We start from the raw sequence: 16,376 nt of genomic DNA on the forward strand, positions 1-16,376 counted from the left end.
CCTGCCGCTCCTCAGTCCTGCAGCAGCAGCGGCAGCAGCACGGCGGCGGTGCCGCGCAGCACCGCATCGGCAGCGTCGTCGAGGTCGCTCGCCCGCGGATTGAGCACGACGACGCGGCCCTGGGTGGCGCGCGCCAGTCCGGCCGCCGGATAGACCGCGCCCGAGGTCCCCACCACCAGCATCAGGTCGCACCCGGCCGCGGCCGCTTGCGCGGCCGCCAGTTCGTGCGCCGGCAGCATCTCGCCGAACCAGACCACGGCCGGCCGCCGCAGGTTGCCGCAGGCGGCACAGCGTGGCGGTCGGCCCGCCTGCGGGTCGGCCGAGTTGCAGCAGGTCCGAGGTGCGTCCAGCCACTGGTCCTGCGTGATGCTGCCGTGCAGGGCCAGCACGCCGGGTGAGCCGGCCCGCTGGTGCAGCCCGTCGACGTTCTGCGTCACCACGGTGAGCCGCCCCGGATGCCGCTGCTGGAAGGCGGCGATCGCGCGGTGCCCCGCGTTCGGTTCCACCTTCGCCACGGCGGCGCGGCGTTCCGCATACCAGTCCCACACCATCTCCGGCCGGGCGCGGAAGGCCTCCTCCGTCGCCAGTTCCTCCGGCCGGAACTTCGCCCACAGGCCGGTCTGCGCGTCGCGGAAGGTCGGGACGCCCGATTCGGCGCTCATGCCGGCGCCGCTCAGCACGACGATCCGGCGCGCCGCACGCACCCAGTCGCGCACCTGTTCCGGCTTCATCCCTGCCCGGCCCCGCTGCGCAGCGCCGGCGTGCCCTTGGAATGGAAATAGACCCGCTCGCCGATCCTGCGCATGGCGCGCGTGCGCAGCAGCAGGTTGTACGTCCAGTCGCCCTGCGTCCATTCGAAGACGGCGCGAACGACCCGCTTGATGCGAAAGCGCGGGTACTGCCGCGGCAGCCAGCCGGCCGGGTCCGCCACCTTGCCGGCAATGAAGCGTGCCACGGCCTCGCCGGCCTCCTCGCCGTAGCGCAGCGCCGCATGGATGCCGCCGGCGGTGGCGGGCGAGACCAGCCCTGCTGCGTCGCCCACCAGCAGCGCGCGGGCGCGAGCGACCACGGGCAGGCGGCCGCCGCAGGGGATCATGCCGGCCCGGATCGAAGTGGGAGCGCCGCGAGGTGTCACGCGCCCTTCCGTCTTGCGCAGGAAGGCGGCCAAGTCCACGCGGCCCTGCCGCGATCCGGGGTTCACGCGCCGCGCGAGGCCGATCTGCGTCACGCCCACGCCGGCGAAGCCCCAGCCGATGTAGCCGGGCGCGAGCTGCGAATCGAGGAAGCAATGCAGGTAGTTCGGCTCGAGGTCGGCCTGCGCGTACTCGTGCTCCACGCCGAACAGGAACTGCCGGTTCTGTGACAGGCCCAGCGCCTTGGCGACGCGCGAATGCGGCCCGTCGGCGCCCACGATGTAGTGGCACAGCACGGTCTCGCCGGTGCCCAGCACCACCGACCAGGGGTCGTGCTCGCGCTCGCGCCGCACCGAGGTGAACAGCGCGCCGTAGCGCACCTCGGCGCCCGCGGCCTGCACGATGCCCACCATCCACTGCATCAGCCGCGGAACGTCGGTGGCCCAGAAGTAGTAGCCGGGCGCATGCAGGTCCACGTGCCGCAGGTTGGGCGCATACAGGCGCACCCCTTCGATGCGGCGCACCAGTTCGGAGGGGACGTCGCGCAGCCACGGGATCGTGTCGACCGCGTCCTTGACGATCATCCCGGTGGTGTGCAGGCGTGCGCCGGCCCCCGGCTTCTTGTCGATCACCAGCACCCGCGAGCCGCCCAGCGCCGCTGCGCGGGCACAGGCCAGCCCGGCGAAACTCGCGCCGACGACGACCAGGTCGTAGATCACCGGCTGCCCCGCTGGCGCACCGCCTCGTACAGGCAGATACCGCTGGCGACCGACACGTTGAGGCTCTCCACCGCACCCAGCATGGGGATGGAGACCAGGGCATCGCAGGTCTTGCGCGTGAGCTGGCGCAGCCCGGTGCCTTCCGCGCCGAGAACGAGCGCGGTCGGCGCCTTCACGTCGGCCTCGTAGAGCGACTGCGTGGCTTCGTCGCTCAGGCCCAGGCACCAGATGTTGCGCTCCTTGAGTTCACCGAGCGTGCGCGCGAGATTGGTGACCATGAAGTACGGCACCGTCTCGGCCGCGCCGCTGGCGACCTTGGCCACGGTGGCGTTGATGCCGACCGCGTGGTCCTTGGGCGCGATCACCGCGTGCGCGCCGGCACCGTCGGCCACGCGCAGGCAGGCGCCCAGGTTGTGCGGGTCGGTCACGCCATCGAGCACCAGCAGCAGCGGCGGCTCCTGCAGCGCGTCGAGCAGGTCGTCGAGCGAATGGGTGAGCTGCAGCGCCTCGACGCGGGCGACCACGCCCTGGTGGCCGGCACTGCCCGCCAGCCGCGACAGGCGCAGGCCGTCCGCCTCGATCGGACGTAGGCCGGCCTCCTGCGCCTTCTGCAGGAACTGGCGCATCCGCGCGTCCTTGCGCGACGCGTCGATATAGAGTTCGAGGATGGATTTCGGGGCGGTGCGCAGCCGCACGCCCACGGCATGGAAGCCGAACAGGACTTTCGGGGGAGACGACATTGGGCGGGATTATCCCGCCTTGCCATCCCTGCGCCACCGCCTCCTCAGTCGATGCGCGCGCCGGAGGTCCGCACCACCTGCGACCAGCGCTGGATGTCGGCCGCCAGCATCATGCCGAACTGCTCCGGCGAGGTGGCAAAGGGATCCGCGCCGTTGGCGGCGAACTTGTCCAGCAGGTCGCGGTCGCGCAGCACCTCGGCGACGTCGGCGTTGATCTTCCGGACCACGGCTTCCGGCGTGCCGGCCGGCGCCAGCAGGCCGAACCAGGGGCTCAGCTCGAAGCCTTGCAGGCCCGCCTCGCCCAGCGTGGGCACGTTGGGGAAGGCCGCCGAGCGATGCGCGCCCGTCACCGCCAAGGCCCGCACCTTCTCGCCCCGGATGTGGCCGGCCACGGACGGCAGGCTGGCGAAGGTCATCTGGATCTGGCCGGCGATGGTGTCCGTCAAGGCCCCGGCCGCGCCCTTGTAGGGCACGTGGACCAGCTTGGTCCCCTGGCTCATGTTGACCATCTCGCCCAGCAGCTGATTGAGGGAGCCGTTGCCGGCCGAACCGAAGTTCACCTGGCCCGGGTGCGCCCTGGCGTAGGCGACCAGTTCGGCCACCGTCTTGGGCGGGAAGTTCTGGTGGACGACCATGGCGAAGGGCACCGTGGCCACCGTCGCGACGGTCACGAAATCCTTGTAGGGATCGTACGGCAGCGACTTGTAGAGGCTGCCGTTGATGGCCTGCGTGCCCACGTAGCTCATGAGGAGCGTGTAGCCGTCGGCCGGCGACTTGGCGACGAAATCCGTGCCCACGTTCCCGCCCGCGCCGGGCTTGTTCTCCACCACCACCGGCTGGCCCCAGCGCTCGGACAGCTTCTGGCCCACGATGCGGGCGAGCGCGTCGGAAGCGCCGCCGGGCGTCTGCGGCACCACCAGCTTCACCGGCCTGGCCGGAAAGGACTGGGCGGCGGCGGGGCCGGCGGTGCAGGCAGCCAGCAGCAGCACGGCGGCGAATCTTTGCAGGAACATGCGCGATCTCCTGGAGGCGGGTTCAGCGCGGCGTATCGCCGGCGAGGGTGATGCGGTGCATCAGGCGGCGGTAGCCGTGGTAGTCGTTGACCGGGTTGTGCTGCACGCAGCGGTTGTCCCAGAACGCCAGCGAGCCGGGCTGCCACGCGAAGCGGCAGGTGAACTCGGGCCGCACCTGGTGCTGGAACAGGAACTGCAGCAGCGGCGCGCTTTCTTCCTCGGTCATGCCGTCGAAGCGCAGCGTGTGCGCCACGTTGACGTACAGCGCCTTGCGGCCCGTCTCCGGATGCGTGCGCACGACCGGATGCGAAGCGACGTAGTCCTTCCTCGCGTCGGCGCGGCCGTCCGAGGCGATGCGGTCCTCGCGCGTCTTCGAGACATCGGCCTTGGCCGAGCTGCTGATCGCCCGCAGCGGAGCCAGCAGCTGGCGCATGCCTTCGGACAGCGCCTCGTAGGCGGCGTACTGGCTGGCGAACAGCGTGTCGCCGCCGAAAGGCGGCAGTTCGCGCGCGAGCAGCATCGAGCCCATGGGCGGCTGCGCGAGGTAGGTGGTGTCGGAATGCCAGATGCCGCCGAAGTTGGTGCGCTCGTGTTCGAGCTTCTTGACTTCGATGATCACCGGGTAGCCTTCGAGTCCCTTGACGAAGGGGTACTCGACGGGCTCCCCCATCGCCTGGGCGAAGCGCAGGAACTGCTCGGGCGTGAGCTCCTGCCCGTGCAGGAAGATGACCTGATGCTCCAGGAAGACCTGGCGGATCCGCTGGGCGAGGCTCCCGGAGAGATCACGGGCCAGGTCGACCCCCTGGATCTCGGCCCCGAGGGCGCCGGCCACGCGCTTGACTGCGAACTCGGACATGGTGGAGGCATGCTAACGGCGCGCCCGCGCCGCGGGGAGGTGGGAATCCCTCAGGCCGCGACTTCGATCGTGATGCGGCGCTCGCAGCGCTCGGCGATGCCGCGGTCGTGCGTGACGAGCACGAGCGTCGTGCCCTGCTCCCGGTTCAGCTCGAACATCAGGTCCATCACGGTCTCGCCGGTGGCGAAATCGAGGCTGCCGGTCGGCTCGTCGGCCAGCAGCACCGCCGGCCGGACCACGAAGGCGCGCGCCAGCGCCACGCGCTGCTGCTCGCCGCCGGAGAGCACGCGCGGATAGTGTCCGAGCCGCTCGCCGAGGCCGACGCGCGCCAGCATCTCGGTGGCGGATTTGCGCGCGTCGCGCCGGCCCGCCAGTTCCAGCGGCAGCATCACGTTCTCCAGCGCCGTCAGGTTGCCCATGAGCTGGAAGCTCTGGAACACGAAGCCGACCTGGCGCGCCCGCAGTTCGGCGCGCGCATCCTCGTCGATCGCGAACAGGTCCTGCCCCGCCACGCGCACCGTGCCGCGGGTGGGCGTGTCCAGGCCGGCGACGATCGACAGCAGCGTGCTCTTGCCCGAGCCGGAGGCGCCGACGATGGCCGCCGTTTCCCGCGGCGCCAGGGAGAAATCGATATCGCGGAGAATCTCCAGGGTGCCCGTCGAATCGGTGACGGACTTGTAAACGTGTTCTACGGAGATGATGGGTTCGGACATGCGGCTTGGCAGATGGAGGCGGCGTGACTTTCTCGCCGGGGTGCTGGTCGCCGCCGGCGGCAGCGCCGTGGCGGCAGGCACGCCCGTGATCCTGGTCGTGGGCGATTCGCTGAGCGCCGAGTATGGCCTGAAGCGCGGCACCGGCTGGGTGCCGCTGCTGGAACAGCGGCTGGCGCAGGAGAAGATCGCCGCCAGGGTCGTCAACGCCAGCATCAGCGGCGACACCACCTCGGGCGGGCGCTCGCGGCTGCCGGCGCTGCTGCAGCAGCACCAGCCGACGCACGTGATCCTCGAACTGGGAGGCAACGACGCCTTGCGCGGGCTGCCGCTGGCGATGACGGACGAAAACCTCTCGCAGATGGTGGACCTGGCGCGCAAGTCCGGTGCGCGCGTGCTGCTGGTGGGCATGCAGGTGCCGCCGAACTACGGCAGCGATTACGCGCGCCGGTTCTCGGAGCTGTTCGAGAAGGTGGCCAGGCGCCACCAGGCGGCGCTGGTGCCCTTCCTGCTGGCCGGCATCGCCGACGCACCCGATGCCATGAACCTGTTCCAGTCCGACCGCATCCACCCGAAGGCGCAGGCGCAGCCGCGGATGCTGGAGAACGTCTGGGCTGAATTGAAGAAGATTTTGAAATGAGCGTGCGAGCGATTCCGGCGGCGGAGGCGATCGCGCGGCTGGCCGATTTCGACGCGGTGATCGACGCCCGCAGCGAAGCCGAGTACGCCGAGGACCACCTGCCGCACGCCGTGAACTGGCCCTCGCTGGACAACGCGCAGCGGCACGAAGTCGGCACCCTGTACAAGCAGGTCAGCTCCTTCGAGGCGCGCAAGCGCGGCGCCGCACTGGTGGCGGCCAACATCGCCCGCCATATCGAGCGCGAGGTGATGGACAAGCCGAAGGACTGGAAGCCGCTGGTGTACTGCTGGCGCGGCGGCCAGCGCAGCGGCTCGCTGTCGCTGGTGCTCGGGCAGATCGGCTTCCAGGTGCACCTGGTGGAAGGCGGCTACAAGGCTTTCCGTGGCGCACTGCTGGCCGAACTGCCCGCGCTGGTGAACCGGCTGCAGTACCGCGTCGTCTGCGGCCCGACGGGATCGGGCAAGACGCGCCTGCTGCAGGCGCTGCAGGCGGCGGGCGCGCAGGTCCTCGACCTCGAAGCGCTGGCGAGCCACCGCAGCTCGGTGCTGGGCCTAATTCCCGGCCAGCCGCAGCCGACGCAGAAGCGCTTCGACACGCTGGTGTGGGACACGCTGCGCGGCTTCGATCCGGCCCGTCCGGTCTACGTGGAAAGCGAGAGCCGCAAGGTCGGCAACGTTGCCGTGCCCGAGGCGCTGATCGAGGCGATGCGCGCGAGCCCCTGCCTGCGGCTGGACCTGCCGGAGGACGAGCGCGTGCAGCTGCTGCTGGAGGACTACGACTTCTTCAGCCGCGACCGCGACCTGTTCTGCCAGCGGCTGGAGGCTCTCACGCAATTGCGCGGCCGCGAGCAGGTGCATGCGTGGCAGCAGCAGGTGCGCGCGGGCGAGATCGAGCCCGTCGTGCGCGAGCTGCTGGTGAAGCACTACGACCCGGGCTATGCCGGCTCGACGCAGCGCAATTTCAGGCAGTTCGGCGAAGCGAAGCCTATCGCGCCGAGGAACCGGACGCCGCAGGCGATGTCGGAACTGGCGCAGGAACTGGTCGCCGACTGAGCGCCCGTCATTCCCGCGAAGGCCGGAATCCAGGGCTCCCCGATACCGCGCCGCGCGCGGTCCTGGATCCCCGCCTGCGCGGGGATGACGAGAGGCCGACACAGCCGTCAGCAACTGACCGTCGCCCACCCCCCGTCATTCCCGCGAAGGCGGGAATCCAGCGCTCCCGATGCCGCGCAATGCGCGATCCTGGATCCCCGCCTGCGCGGGGATGACGAGCGGGCGACACAGCCGTCAGCAACGGACCGTCGCCCACCGCCCGTCATTCCCGCGAAGGCGGGAATCCAGCGCTCCCGATGCGCGCAGTGCGCGGTTTTGGATCCGCCTGCGCGGGGATGACGAGCGGGCTGCCGCAAACCAAGGATTCAATCTTCCCACCCGACGCAGTCCCGGTACGCATGCCACGTCGCATGCCCCAGCCACGGCCCGACCACCAGGATGCCCAGGGTCCACGGCCACAGCGCGAGCAGCGTCAGCCCCACGACCAGCGCGCCCCACAACAGCATCGCGGGTGCGTTCTCCAGCACGACGCGGAAGCTGGTGAGCCCCGCCGTCACCGCATCGGTATCGCGGTCCAGGATCATCGGGATCGCCACCACCGTGGTGCAGAACACCAGCCCCGCGAACGCGCCGCCCACGACCAGGTAGACGGCCAGGAACTCCCAGTTGCGCGGATTGAACACGGCCTCGAGCACGCCCGCCGTCGACGGCATTCCCGTGTTGAAGAACACCGCGAACACCACCAGCGAGGCGCGGCCCCACAGCAGTTCGAGCACCGTCAGCATCAGCACCAGCAGGCCCATGCTGCCCAGGTGCCGGTCCCAGCAGGTGAGCGACTCGGCGAAGGCAACGGGCAGCCCCTGCTGCCGCCGCCGGCTCACGTCGTACAGCCCCATGGCGAGGAAGGGGCCCACCAGCAGGCAGCCCGAGACGAAGGTCATCGTGTACTCGGGGCTGTGGCGGAAGATGGTGGCGATGCAGGCGGCCATGGCGCAGAAGGCGACGCCATAGAAGGCCGCGATGGCCGGATTCGCCACCAGGTCGCGCGCGCCCAGCGCCAGCCAGCGCAGCGGCGCGGCCAGCCCGATGCGACGCACGTGCGGCACGGCGGGCGCAGCCCTGGCCGGGACGGTGGCGGGATTCTCCATCCACCGCAGGGTAGCCGCGGGCTCCGCTCAGCCCATCCGGGACTTACCCGGGTCGGTGCAAGGCGCGCAAGGCCTGCTCGATGTCGGCCTGCAGGTCCTCCACCGCCTCCAGCCCGACGGAGAAGCGCACCAGCACGCCCTTGTGCGGCCAGGTGGCGAGCGCTGCGCTGCGCATGGCCGGGATGTCGTACGGCACCACCAGGCTGACCGGCCCGCCCCAGGAGTAGCCGAGGCGGAACAGCTTCAGGGCGTCGCAGAACGCGTCGACCTGCGCCGGCGCATGGCGCTCATGGAACACCACCGAGAACAGCCCGGCGGCCAGGCCGGCGTCGCCGCACAGGGCCCGCCAGTGTGCGTGGCCAGGCGCACCTTCCAGCGCGGGATGCAGCACCTGCACGATCTCCTCGCGCGCGGCACACCAGCGGGCCAGCGTGCGGGCGCTTTCATCGTGCGCGCGATAGCGCAGCGGCAGGCTGGGCAGCGAGCGCAGCACCGCCTCGGCGTCGTTGCCGCCGATGCCCCAGCCCACGCGCATGTGCGTGAGCTTCAGGCGCTGGTGCAGCTTCTCGTCGCGCGTGACGATGCTGCCCATGAGCACGTCGCCGCCGCCGCTCGGGTACTTGGTCAGGGCGTGCGCGGAGATGTCGACCGCGAGCGCTTCGCCGCTGCCCGGCGCGAGATCGAAGGCATCGAAGGCCAGGCCCGCGCCCCAGGTGTTGTCCAGGGCGCAGGTCACGCCCTTGCGGCGGCAGATGCGCACCAGTTCCGGCAGGTCCGGAAACTCCATGGTCACCGAGCCCGGTGCCTCGAGCCACACGAGCTTCGTGTGCGGGCCGATCCGGGCTTCGAGGTCGGCGGGCTTGAGCGGGTCGTAGAGCTGGTGGGTGATGCCCCAGCCCTTGAATTCGCCTTCGGCCAGCGCGCGGCTGGGCCCGTACACGTTGTCGGGCAGCAGCATCTCGTCGCCGGCCTTGAGCAGTGCCATGCCGACGTTGGCGATCGAAGCCAGGCCGCTGGGCACCAGGATGCAGTGCAGCCCGCCTTCGAGCGTGGCGATGCGCTCCTCGAGCTGGAACGTGGTCGGCGTGCCGTGCAGGCCGTAGGTGTAGCCGTTCTTGTGCCGCCAGTCGCGCGCCCGCAGTGCGGTGGTATCCGGAAAGATGACCGTGGAGGCCTTGAACACGCCCGGCTGCGGCGCACTGAACCCCGCGGGGGGCTGGTAAGGATGGTGGATGAGGTCTGTGACCGGCTTCGTCATGCCGGGATGCTAATCGGGTTCGGGTCGAACAGCCGTCGAACGCAAAAACCGCAGAAGAAAGACAAAAGCCGCAAAAGGAAACTTCAGATCTTCCTTTGCGGCTTTTGCGCAGCTTTCGCGGCTTTTGCGTTCAATCTGCCTTCGCGCCGACTAGACCTTCCACTTCTCCAGCAGCTTCTCCGGCCGCAGGGCGTCGTAGGTCTCGAAGGGCTGGTGGATCCAGGGGTTGGAGGGGAGGAAGTCGACCGAGTAGTCGGGGATGAACTTCGAGAGGCCCTTGGTCCAGATCACGGCGCTGCGCAGCTCGGTGATGCCCTTGTAGTTGCCGCGCAGCATCTCGACCACCTTGTGCAGCGTATGGCCCGAGTCCGCCAGGTCGTCCACCAGCAGCACGCGGCCGGCGATCTCGCCCTTCGGCGTCGTGATGTAGTGCGCGATGTCCAGGTGCCCCTGCACCGTGCCGGCCTCGGCCCGGTACGAGCTGGTCGACATGATCGCCAGCGGCACGTCGAAGATGCGCGAGAGGATGTCCCCCGGCCGCATGCCGCCGCGCGCCAGGCACAGGATGGTGTCGAACTGCCAGCCCGACTGGTACACCTTGATCGCGAGCTTCTCGCACAGGTTGTGGTACTCGTCGTAGCTCACGTACAGGTGCTTGCCGTCTTCCGTCAACATCGCGGTTCCTTGCTTCAGGCCAGGTAGGGGTGGCGCATCATGATCGTGTGGTCGCGGTCCGCGCCCGTGGAGATGATATCGACGGGCACGCCCGTGACCTGTTCGATGCGCTGCAGGTACAGGCGCGCGTTCACCGGCAGCCGGTCGAACTGCGTGACGCCCACCGTCGATTCGCTCCAGCCTTCTATCGTCTCGTACACCGGCTTGCAGCGGGAGATCTCGTCGGCGCCGAGCGGCAGGATGTCGGTGTGCTGGCCATCGAGCTCGTAGCCGGTGCACAGCTGCAGTTCCTTCAGGCCATCGAGCACGTCGAGCTTGGTGATGCACAGGCCGGACAGGCCGTTGACCTGCGCGCTGCGCTTCAGCAGCGCGGCATCGAACCAGCCGCAGCGGCGCGAGCGGCCGGTGGTCACGCCCTTTTCCGCGCCGACCGTCGACAGGTGATGGCCCACGGTGCCCGGCGTCTGCCAATCGAGCTCGGTCGGGAACGGGCCCCCGCCCACGCGCGTGCAGTAGGCCTTGGTGATGCCCAGGATGTAGTGCAGCATGCCCGGGCCGACGCCGGCGCCGGCGGAAGCATTGCCGGCCACGCAGTTGCTGGAGGTGACGTAGGGATAGGTGCCGTGGTCGACGTCGAGCAGCGTGCCCTGCGCGCCCTCGAACAGCAGGTTGTCGCCGTGCAGGTGCGCCTCGTTCAGCTCGCGCGAGACGTCCGCCATCATCGGCCGCAGGATCTCGCCGTGCCGCAGCGCCTCGTCCAGCACCTGCTGGTAATCCACCGGCTGCGCCTTCAGGTATTGCGTGAGCACGAAGTTGTGCAGGTCCAGCAGTTCCTGCAGCTTGGTGGCGAAGCGCTCGGGGTGCTTGAGGTCCTGCACGCGCAGGGCGCGGCGGCCGATCTTGTCCTCGTAGGCCGGGCCGATGCCGCGGCCGGTGGTGCCGATCTTCTCGGTGCCGCCCTGCTCGCGCCGGTTCTCGCGCGCCAGGTCGAGGGCGGCGTGGAACGGCAGGATCAGCGGGCAGGCCTCGCTGATGCGCAGCCGCGACCTGACTTCGACGCCGGCCTGCTCCAGCCCCTCGATCTCCTCCAGCAGCTTGGCCGCCGAGAGCACCACGCCGTTGCCGATGTAGCACTTGACGCCCGGGCGCATGATGCCGCTCGGGATCAGGTGCAGCGCCGTCTTCACGCCGTTGATCACCAGCGTGTGGCCGGCGTTGTGGCCGCCCTGGAAGCGCACCACGCCCTGGGCCATCTCGGTGAGCCAGTCCACGAGCTTGCCCTTGCCTTCGTCGCCCCACTGGGTGCCGACCACGACCACATTGCGGCCCTTCGTCTTCGTCATCACTTCGCCATTCGAAAAAGTTCGGGAAAAGATTGGATCCGGGCGGATCAGAGGGCCTGCACGGCCCAGCGGCCCGCCGGGTCGCGCGCCAGTTCGCGGTCGCAGTCGAACTCGTCGAGTTCGCTCTCGTGGCCCGGGAGCACGCAGACCACGGTCTCGCCTTGGCTGCGCAGCTGCGCGATCGCGGCGCGCAGTTCGCTGGCGTCGGGGCCGGCGTCCAGCCACGGCGCGCGGATCGCAGCCTTGAGCGAGCGCGTGGCGGCCACGCCGACGAGTTCGCGCACGTCGAGGCTGAAGCCCACCGCCGGACGGTTGCGCCCGAACACGGCGCCGACCTCGTCGTAGCGGCCGCCGCGCACCAGCGCGTCGCTCGCGCCCGGCGTGTAGATGCCGAAGCGCATGCCGCTGTAGTAGGCGTAGCCGCGCAGGTCGGCGAGGTCGAAGCGCATCTTCGCGCCCTCGACGTGGCCGCTGATCCAGCGCAGGTGCTGCAGCGCCTGCTGCATCAGCGGCGAGTCGGGCAGCACGCGCGCGGCTTCGTCCAGCACCCTGGCATCGCCGTACAGGTGGATCAGCGCCATCAGCGCCTCGCGGGCCGCGCCGGGAAATTCCTTCGTGAGCGCCGCCAGCTCGGTCGAATCCTTGGTGGCCAGCGCCGCATGCACCCGGGCGAGCCGCTCCGGCGGCAGGCCGAGGCCGGAGAGCAGCGAGCGCACGATGCGCGCATCGGCCATGTCCACCGTGAGCGGCGCCACGCGCGTCGCCTTGAGGCAGTCCAGGGCCAGCAGCAGGGCTTCGAGATCGGCCTCGAGGCCGGCATGGCCGTAGATCTCGGCGCCGAACTGCAGCGGTTCACGGGTGGCGTGGGGGCGGTCCGGGCGCGTGTGCAGCACCGGGCCGCAGTAGCACAGGCGCGTGACGCCCTGCCGATTGAGCAGGTGGGCGTCGATGCGCGCGACCTGGGGCGTGGTGTCGGCACGCAAGCCCAGCATGCGGCCGGAGAGCTGGTCCACCAGCTTGAAGGTCTGCAGGTCCAAGGCCTCGCCGGTGCCGGTGAGCAGCGACTCCAGGTGCTCCAGCATGGGCGGCATCACCAGCTCGTAGCCATAGCCACGGGCGGTGTCTAGCAGTTCGCGGCGGAGTTCTTCGATGTGCCGGGCCTCGGAAGGCAACACATCGGCGATGTGATCCGGCAGGACCCAGGCGGACATGGAAATGCGGGGCTGTTAAAAACGTGATTCTACCGGCTGGGCAGGGTGCGATCCTCGGTCCCCGTCGTTCCCGCGAAGGCGGGAACCCAGGGCGTCCGGCTGTCGACGCGCTGCGCGCGTCCTCTGGGTCCCCGCCTGCGCGGGGATGACACTGACGCGCCAAGAGGAACCGCGCTACGCGCTACGTACTACAGGACGATCCACAGCAGCATCAACCCCAGCATGATGCTCGTGAGCCCGAAGAAGCGCAGCTGGCCGTCGCGCAGTTGCAGCAGCTTCAGGAAGGTCTGCCGCCAGCCACCGGGGGACAGGAACGGGAACAGGCCTTCCAGCACCAGCATCAAGGCCAGGGCAGCCCAGAAGACGTTCGTGTCCAATGCGGCCTACCGGCGGCCCGCTGCGGGTGCCGCGGGCGCGGCCGAACTGCCGGAGAGGCCGCCGCGGAAGGTGCGGAAGAACTCGCTGCCGTTCGGATCGAGCACCAGCACGTCGCTCTTCTTGCTGAAGCTCGACTTGTAGGCCTCGAGGCTGCGATAGAACTGCGCGAACTGCGGGTCGCGGCCGAAGGCCTCGCCGTAGGTCGAAGCGGCCAGCGCATCCCCCTCGCCCTTGATCTTCTGCGCGTCGCGGTAGGCATTGGCCACGGTGACTTCGCGCTGGCGGTCGGCGTCGGCGCGGATCTTCTCGCCCTCGGCCGCGCCGGTGGAGCGCAACTCGTTGGCCACGCGCTTGCGCTCGGCTTCCATGCGGCGGTAGACCGACTCGGTGATCGCCTCGACGTAGTCGGCGCGCGTGATGCGCACGTCGATCACGTCGACGCCCCAGGGCTTGGCACCCTTGACCACTTCCTGCACCTCGCGCTTGACGTCCGCCATCAGCTGCTCGCGCTTGACCGACAGCAGCTCGCGCACGGTGAAGCGGTTCACCTCCTCCTGGAAGGCGTTGCGCACCACGCGATTGAGCTGGTTGTTGCCGGCGGCCTCGTCGAGGCCGACGTTGCGGATGTAGGCGAGCGGGTCGGTGATGCGCCAGCGCACGTACCAGTCGATGACCACGCGCTGCTTCTCCGCGGTGAGCATGGGTTCGGTGTCCACGCTGTCCAGCGTCAGCAGGCGCTTGTCGATGTAGCTCACGCTCTGCAGCGGCGGCGGCAGCTTGAATTTCAGGCCCGGCTCGCTGATCACGTCCTTGACCTGGCCGAAGGCATAGACCACGCCGAACTGGCGCTGGTCCACCACGAACAGCATGGAGCTGAGGAGGGCCAGCAGGACCAGCAGCGAGGAAACGATGAAACCGATGCGATTCATTTAGCGGGACTCCCTCTCGCGGCCGCGCGCGTTGTCGCGCGTGCGCGCATCGTTCGAGGAGGTGGAAGACGAGGGAGGCGGCGCCGAAGCCGGCGACGGCTGCGGAGCCGCTTCGTGCGGTTGCTGCGCGGCGGCACCGCCGGCGGCGACCTGCTGCATGATCTTGTCGAGGGGCAGGAACAGCATGTTGCCGCCCTGGCGCGACTCCACCAGCACCTTGGTCACGTTGCCGTAGATCTGCTGCATCGACTCGAGGTACAGCCGGTCGCGGGTGACCTGCGGCGCGCGCTGGTATTCCACCAGCAGCAGCTTGAAGCGCTGCGCATCGCCCTGCGCCTGCGCCACGATGCGCGACTTGTAGCCTTCGGCTTCCTGCGCCAGCCGCGAGGCGGCGCCGACGGCACGCGGGATCACGTCGTTGGCATAGGCCTGCGCCTCGTTCTTGGCGCGCTCGCGTTCCTGCGCGGCCCGCAGCACGTCGTCGAAGGCCGACTGCACCTGCTCGGGCGGGCGCACGCCGCCTTGCTGCAGGTTGATGCCGACCACTTCGGCGCCGATCTGGTAGCGGTCCAGGATCTGCTGCATCAGCGTGCGCACGCGCGGGGCGATCTGGTCGCGCTCCTCGGCCAGCGCCAGGTCCATCTTCATCTTGCCGACCACCTCGCGCACGGCGGTTTCGGCGGCCTGCACCACGGCTTCCTGCGGGTTCTTGCTGTTGAACAGCCAGGCGCGGGCGTCGTTCAGGCGGTACTGCACGGCGAACTTGATCTCGACGATGTTCTCGTCCTCGGTCAGCATCGCCGATTCCTTCAGGCCGGTCGCGCGGATCACGTTGTCGCGCCCCACGTCCACCGAGCGGATCTGCGTGACGTAGACGACCTCGTGGCGCTCGATCGGGTACGGCAGCCGCCAGTTGAAGCCGGCGCCGACGGTGGCGCTGTAGCGGCCGAAGCGCGTGATGACGGCCTGCTGGCCTTCCTGCACGATGAAGATGCCGGTGCCCATCCAGATCACGACCACGACGATCGCGATCAGCCCGGCGCCCACGCCGGCGCTCTTCATGTCCGGCTGGAAGTTGCCGTTGCCGCCGCCGCCGAAGCCGCCGCCGCTGCCGCCCTTGCGGCCGCCAAACAGCCCACCGAGTTTGCGGTTGAAGTCACGCCACAGTTCATCGAGGTCCGGCGGGCCCTGGTTGGGGCCCTTGCCGTCCCCGCGTTCGCGGTCGTTGTTCTTGTCTTCGCCACGGCCCCAGCGGGGGTCGTTCAGGTTGAACACGCCCCGGATGCGGCCTATCAGCCCGGAAGGGCTCAGGCTGCGGGAAAGAAGCTTCATTCGTTCGGATCTCTCGTTATCGGCAGCCACATTGTGCCCAATGCGACTGACGTCATGATGAGCCAGGGGGAACGGCCTCGGCCGGGCGCGAGGCCTCGGCCACGATGCGCGTGAGTTCGCGGCGCAACTGCGGCAGGCCTTCGCCCGTCTGGCTGCTGACGAACACGCGCGGATGCTGCACCCCCTCGACCTCGAAATGGTCCACCGGCTGGCGCGGGCGCTGGGCGGGCTCCAGCGCGTCGATCTTGTTGAACACCAGCAGTTGCGGCACTTCCGCCGCTCCGATCTCGTGCAACACGCGCTGAACTTCGGCGATCTGCTCCGGGTGGTGCGGATTGGCGGCATCCACCACGTGCAGCAGCAGGTCCGCGTCGGCGGCTTCGTGCAGCGTGGCCTGGAAGGCGTCGATCAGGCCGTGCGGCAGGTCGCGGATGAAGCCGACCGTGTCAGACAGCGAAACCGAGCGGCCCGCCATGCCGTTGCCGGCCGCCTCGTCCTGCAGGAACAGCTGGCGCGTGGTGGTGTCCAGCGTGGCGAACAGCTGGTTGGCCGCATAGGCGCGCGCCTTGACCAGCGCGTTGAACAGCGTGGACTTGCCGGCGTTGGTGTAGCCGACCAGCGAGATGCTGAAGGTATCGCGGCGCTCGCGCTGGCGGCGCTGGGTGGCGCGCTGCTTCTTCACCTTCACCAGGCGCTCGCGGGTGCGCTTGATCGCGTCGTCGATCATGCGGCGGTCGAGTTCGATCTGCTTTTCGCCCGGGCCGCCGCGCACGCCGGCGCCGCCGGTCTGGCGTTCCAGGTGGGACCAGCGGCGCACCAGGCGCGTGCTGAGGTACTGCAGGCGGGCGAGTTCGACCTGCAGCTTGCCCTCGTGGCTGCGGGCGCGCTGGGCGAAGATCTCCAGGATCAGCAGGGTGCGGTCGTTGACCGGCAGGCCCATGTGCCGCTCCAGGTTGCGCTGCTGCGCCGGGCTCAGGGCCTGGTCGAACAGGATCTCGCTGGCGCCGGTTTCCTCGGCCAGCTGCTTGATCTCGTCGGCCTTGCCGCGACCCACGAACAGGGCGGCATCGGGCGCCTTGCGCCGCGCCGTGACGCGGGCGACCGGCTCCATGCCCGCGGTCTGGGCGAGCTGGCCCAGTTCCTCGAGTTCGGCGTCGAAATGGGGGAGGCCCAGGTCCACCCCCACCAGGACGGTGGCGGCAACCGGGCGTTCGGAGGGTGCGCTCAAACCGGCAACCA

General features: G+C 69.7%; 17 protein-coding genes. 2 read left to right on the forward strand and 15 right to left on the reverse strand.

Annotated elements, in window-relative coordinates; genetic code table 11:
• Nucleotides 1-11: 11 nt before the first annotated feature.
• From JI746_RS08180 to JI746_RS08205, 6 genes are read right to left on the reverse strand one after another with little or no spacing between them, the layout of a single operon-like run.
• Nucleotides 12-731, reverse strand: coding sequence for an SIR2 family NAD-dependent protein deacylase (locus JI746_RS08180; RefSeq protein WP_201688330.1), 720 nt, complete (start codon nt 729-731; stop codon nt 12-14).
• On the reverse strand, nt 728-1,852 hold the full coding sequence (locus JI746_RS08185) for an NAD(P)/FAD-dependent oxidoreductase (protein WP_330892966.1): 1,125 nt from the start codon (nt 1,850-1,852) through the stop codon (nt 728-730). Before JI746_RS08185 ends, JI746_RS08180 begins: the two co-directional genes overlap by 4 nt.
• On the reverse strand, nt 1,849-2,592 hold the full coding sequence (gene rlmB, locus JI746_RS08190) for a 23S rRNA (guanosine(2251)-2'-O)-methyltransferase RlmB (RefSeq protein ID WP_201688331.1): 744 nt from the start codon (nt 2,590-2,592) through the stop codon (nt 1,849-1,851). Before rlmB ends, JI746_RS08185 begins: the two co-directional genes overlap by 4 nt.
• A 44-nt stretch (nt 2,593-2,636) precedes the next feature.
• Entirely contained in the window at nt 2,637-3,605 is a 969-nt protein-coding gene (locus JI746_RS08195; protein ID WP_201688332.1) for a Bug family tripartite tricarboxylate transporter substrate binding protein, read from the reverse strand.
• A gap of 22 nt (nt 3,606-3,627) precedes the next feature.
• Nucleotides 3,628-4,461, reverse strand: coding sequence for a TauD/TfdA dioxygenase family protein (locus JI746_RS08200; protein ID WP_201688333.1), 834 nt, complete (start codon nt 4,459-4,461; stop codon nt 3,628-3,630).
• A gap of 50 nt (nt 4,462-4,511) precedes the next feature.
• Nucleotides 4,512-5,174, reverse strand: a complete 663-nt coding sequence (locus tag JI746_RS08205; RefSeq protein ID WP_201688334.1) for an ABC transporter ATP-binding protein — start codon at nt 5,172-5,174, stop codon at nt 4,512-4,514.
• On the opposite strand from JI746_RS08205, the gene JI746_RS08210 reads away from it, so the two are divergent.
• Both JI746_RS08210 and mnmH read left to right on the forward strand, forming a co-directional pair.
• Nucleotides 5,173-5,811: an arylesterase gene (locus JI746_RS08210; RefSeq protein WP_201688335.1), complete on the forward strand. Its 639-nt coding sequence runs from the start codon at nt 5,173-5,175 to the stop codon at nt 5,809-5,811. The genes JI746_RS08205 and JI746_RS08210 overlap by 2 nt on opposite strands.
• Entirely contained in the window at nt 5,808-6,863 is a 1,056-nt protein-coding gene (mnmH, locus tag JI746_RS08215) for a tRNA 2-selenouridine(34) synthase MnmH (RefSeq protein WP_201688336.1), read from the forward strand. Before JI746_RS08210 ends, mnmH begins: the two co-directional genes overlap by 4 nt.
• A 365-nt stretch (nt 6,864-7,228) precedes the next feature.
• Here the strand turns inward: mnmH and JI746_RS08220 are convergent, their stop codons facing one another.
• From JI746_RS08220 to hflX, 9 genes are all read right to left on the reverse strand, one after another.
• Complete coding sequence (locus JI746_RS08220) at nt 7,229-8,011, reverse strand: DUF2189 domain-containing protein (RefSeq protein WP_201688337.1); 783 nt, start codon at nt 8,009-8,011, stop codon at nt 7,229-7,231.
• Nucleotides 8,012-8,054: 43 nt separating this feature from the next.
• Nucleotides 8,055-9,269 carry a PLP-dependent transferase gene (locus JI746_RS08225; RefSeq protein ID WP_201688338.1) on the reverse strand — a complete coding sequence of 405 codons (1,215 nt, stop codon included), beginning with the start codon at nt 9,267-9,269 and terminating at the stop codon, nt 8,055-8,057.
• A 150-nt stretch (nt 9,270-9,419) separates the two neighbouring features.
• Nucleotides 9,420-9,944, reverse strand: a complete 525-nt coding sequence (locus tag JI746_RS08230) for a phosphoribosyltransferase (protein ID WP_201688339.1) — start codon at nt 9,942-9,944, stop codon at nt 9,420-9,422.
• 14 nt (nt 9,945-9,958) lie between these two features.
• Complete coding sequence (locus JI746_RS08235) at nt 9,959-11,287, reverse strand: adenylosuccinate synthase (RefSeq protein WP_201688340.1); 1,329 nt, start codon at nt 11,285-11,287, stop codon at nt 9,959-9,961.
• A gap of 47 nt (nt 11,288-11,334) precedes the next feature.
• Nucleotides 11,335-12,498, reverse strand: coding sequence for an ATP phosphoribosyltransferase regulatory subunit (locus JI746_RS08240; protein ID WP_201688341.1), 1,164 nt, complete (start codon nt 12,496-12,498; stop codon nt 11,335-11,337).
• A 188-nt stretch (nt 12,499-12,686) separates the two neighbouring features.
• Entirely contained in the window at nt 12,687-12,875 is a 189-nt protein-coding gene (locus tag JI746_RS08245; protein WP_201688347.1) for a DUF2065 domain-containing protein, read from the reverse strand.
• A gap of 6 nt (nt 12,876-12,881) precedes the next feature.
• Nucleotides 12,882-13,805, reverse strand: coding sequence for a protease modulator HflC (gene hflC, locus JI746_RS08250; protein ID WP_201688349.1), 924 nt, complete (start codon nt 13,803-13,805; stop codon nt 12,882-12,884).
• Nucleotides 13,806-15,137 carry an FtsH protease activity modulator HflK gene (hflK, locus tag JI746_RS08255; protein WP_201688358.1) on the reverse strand — a complete coding sequence of 444 codons (1,332 nt, stop codon included), beginning with the start codon at nt 15,135-15,137 and terminating at the stop codon, nt 13,806-13,808.
• Nucleotides 15,138-15,189: 52 nt separating this feature from the next.
• Complete coding sequence (gene hflX, locus JI746_RS08260; RefSeq protein ID WP_236599671.1) at nt 15,190-16,365, reverse strand: GTPase HflX; 1,176 nt, start codon at nt 16,363-16,365, stop codon at nt 15,190-15,192.
• Nucleotides 16,366-16,376: the final 11 nt, after the last annotated feature.

This window comes from Ramlibacter alkalitolerans (assembly GCF_016722765.1).
Lineage (GTDB): Bacteria > Pseudomonadota > Gammaproteobacteria > Burkholderiales > Burkholderiaceae_C > Ramlibacter > Ramlibacter alkalitolerans.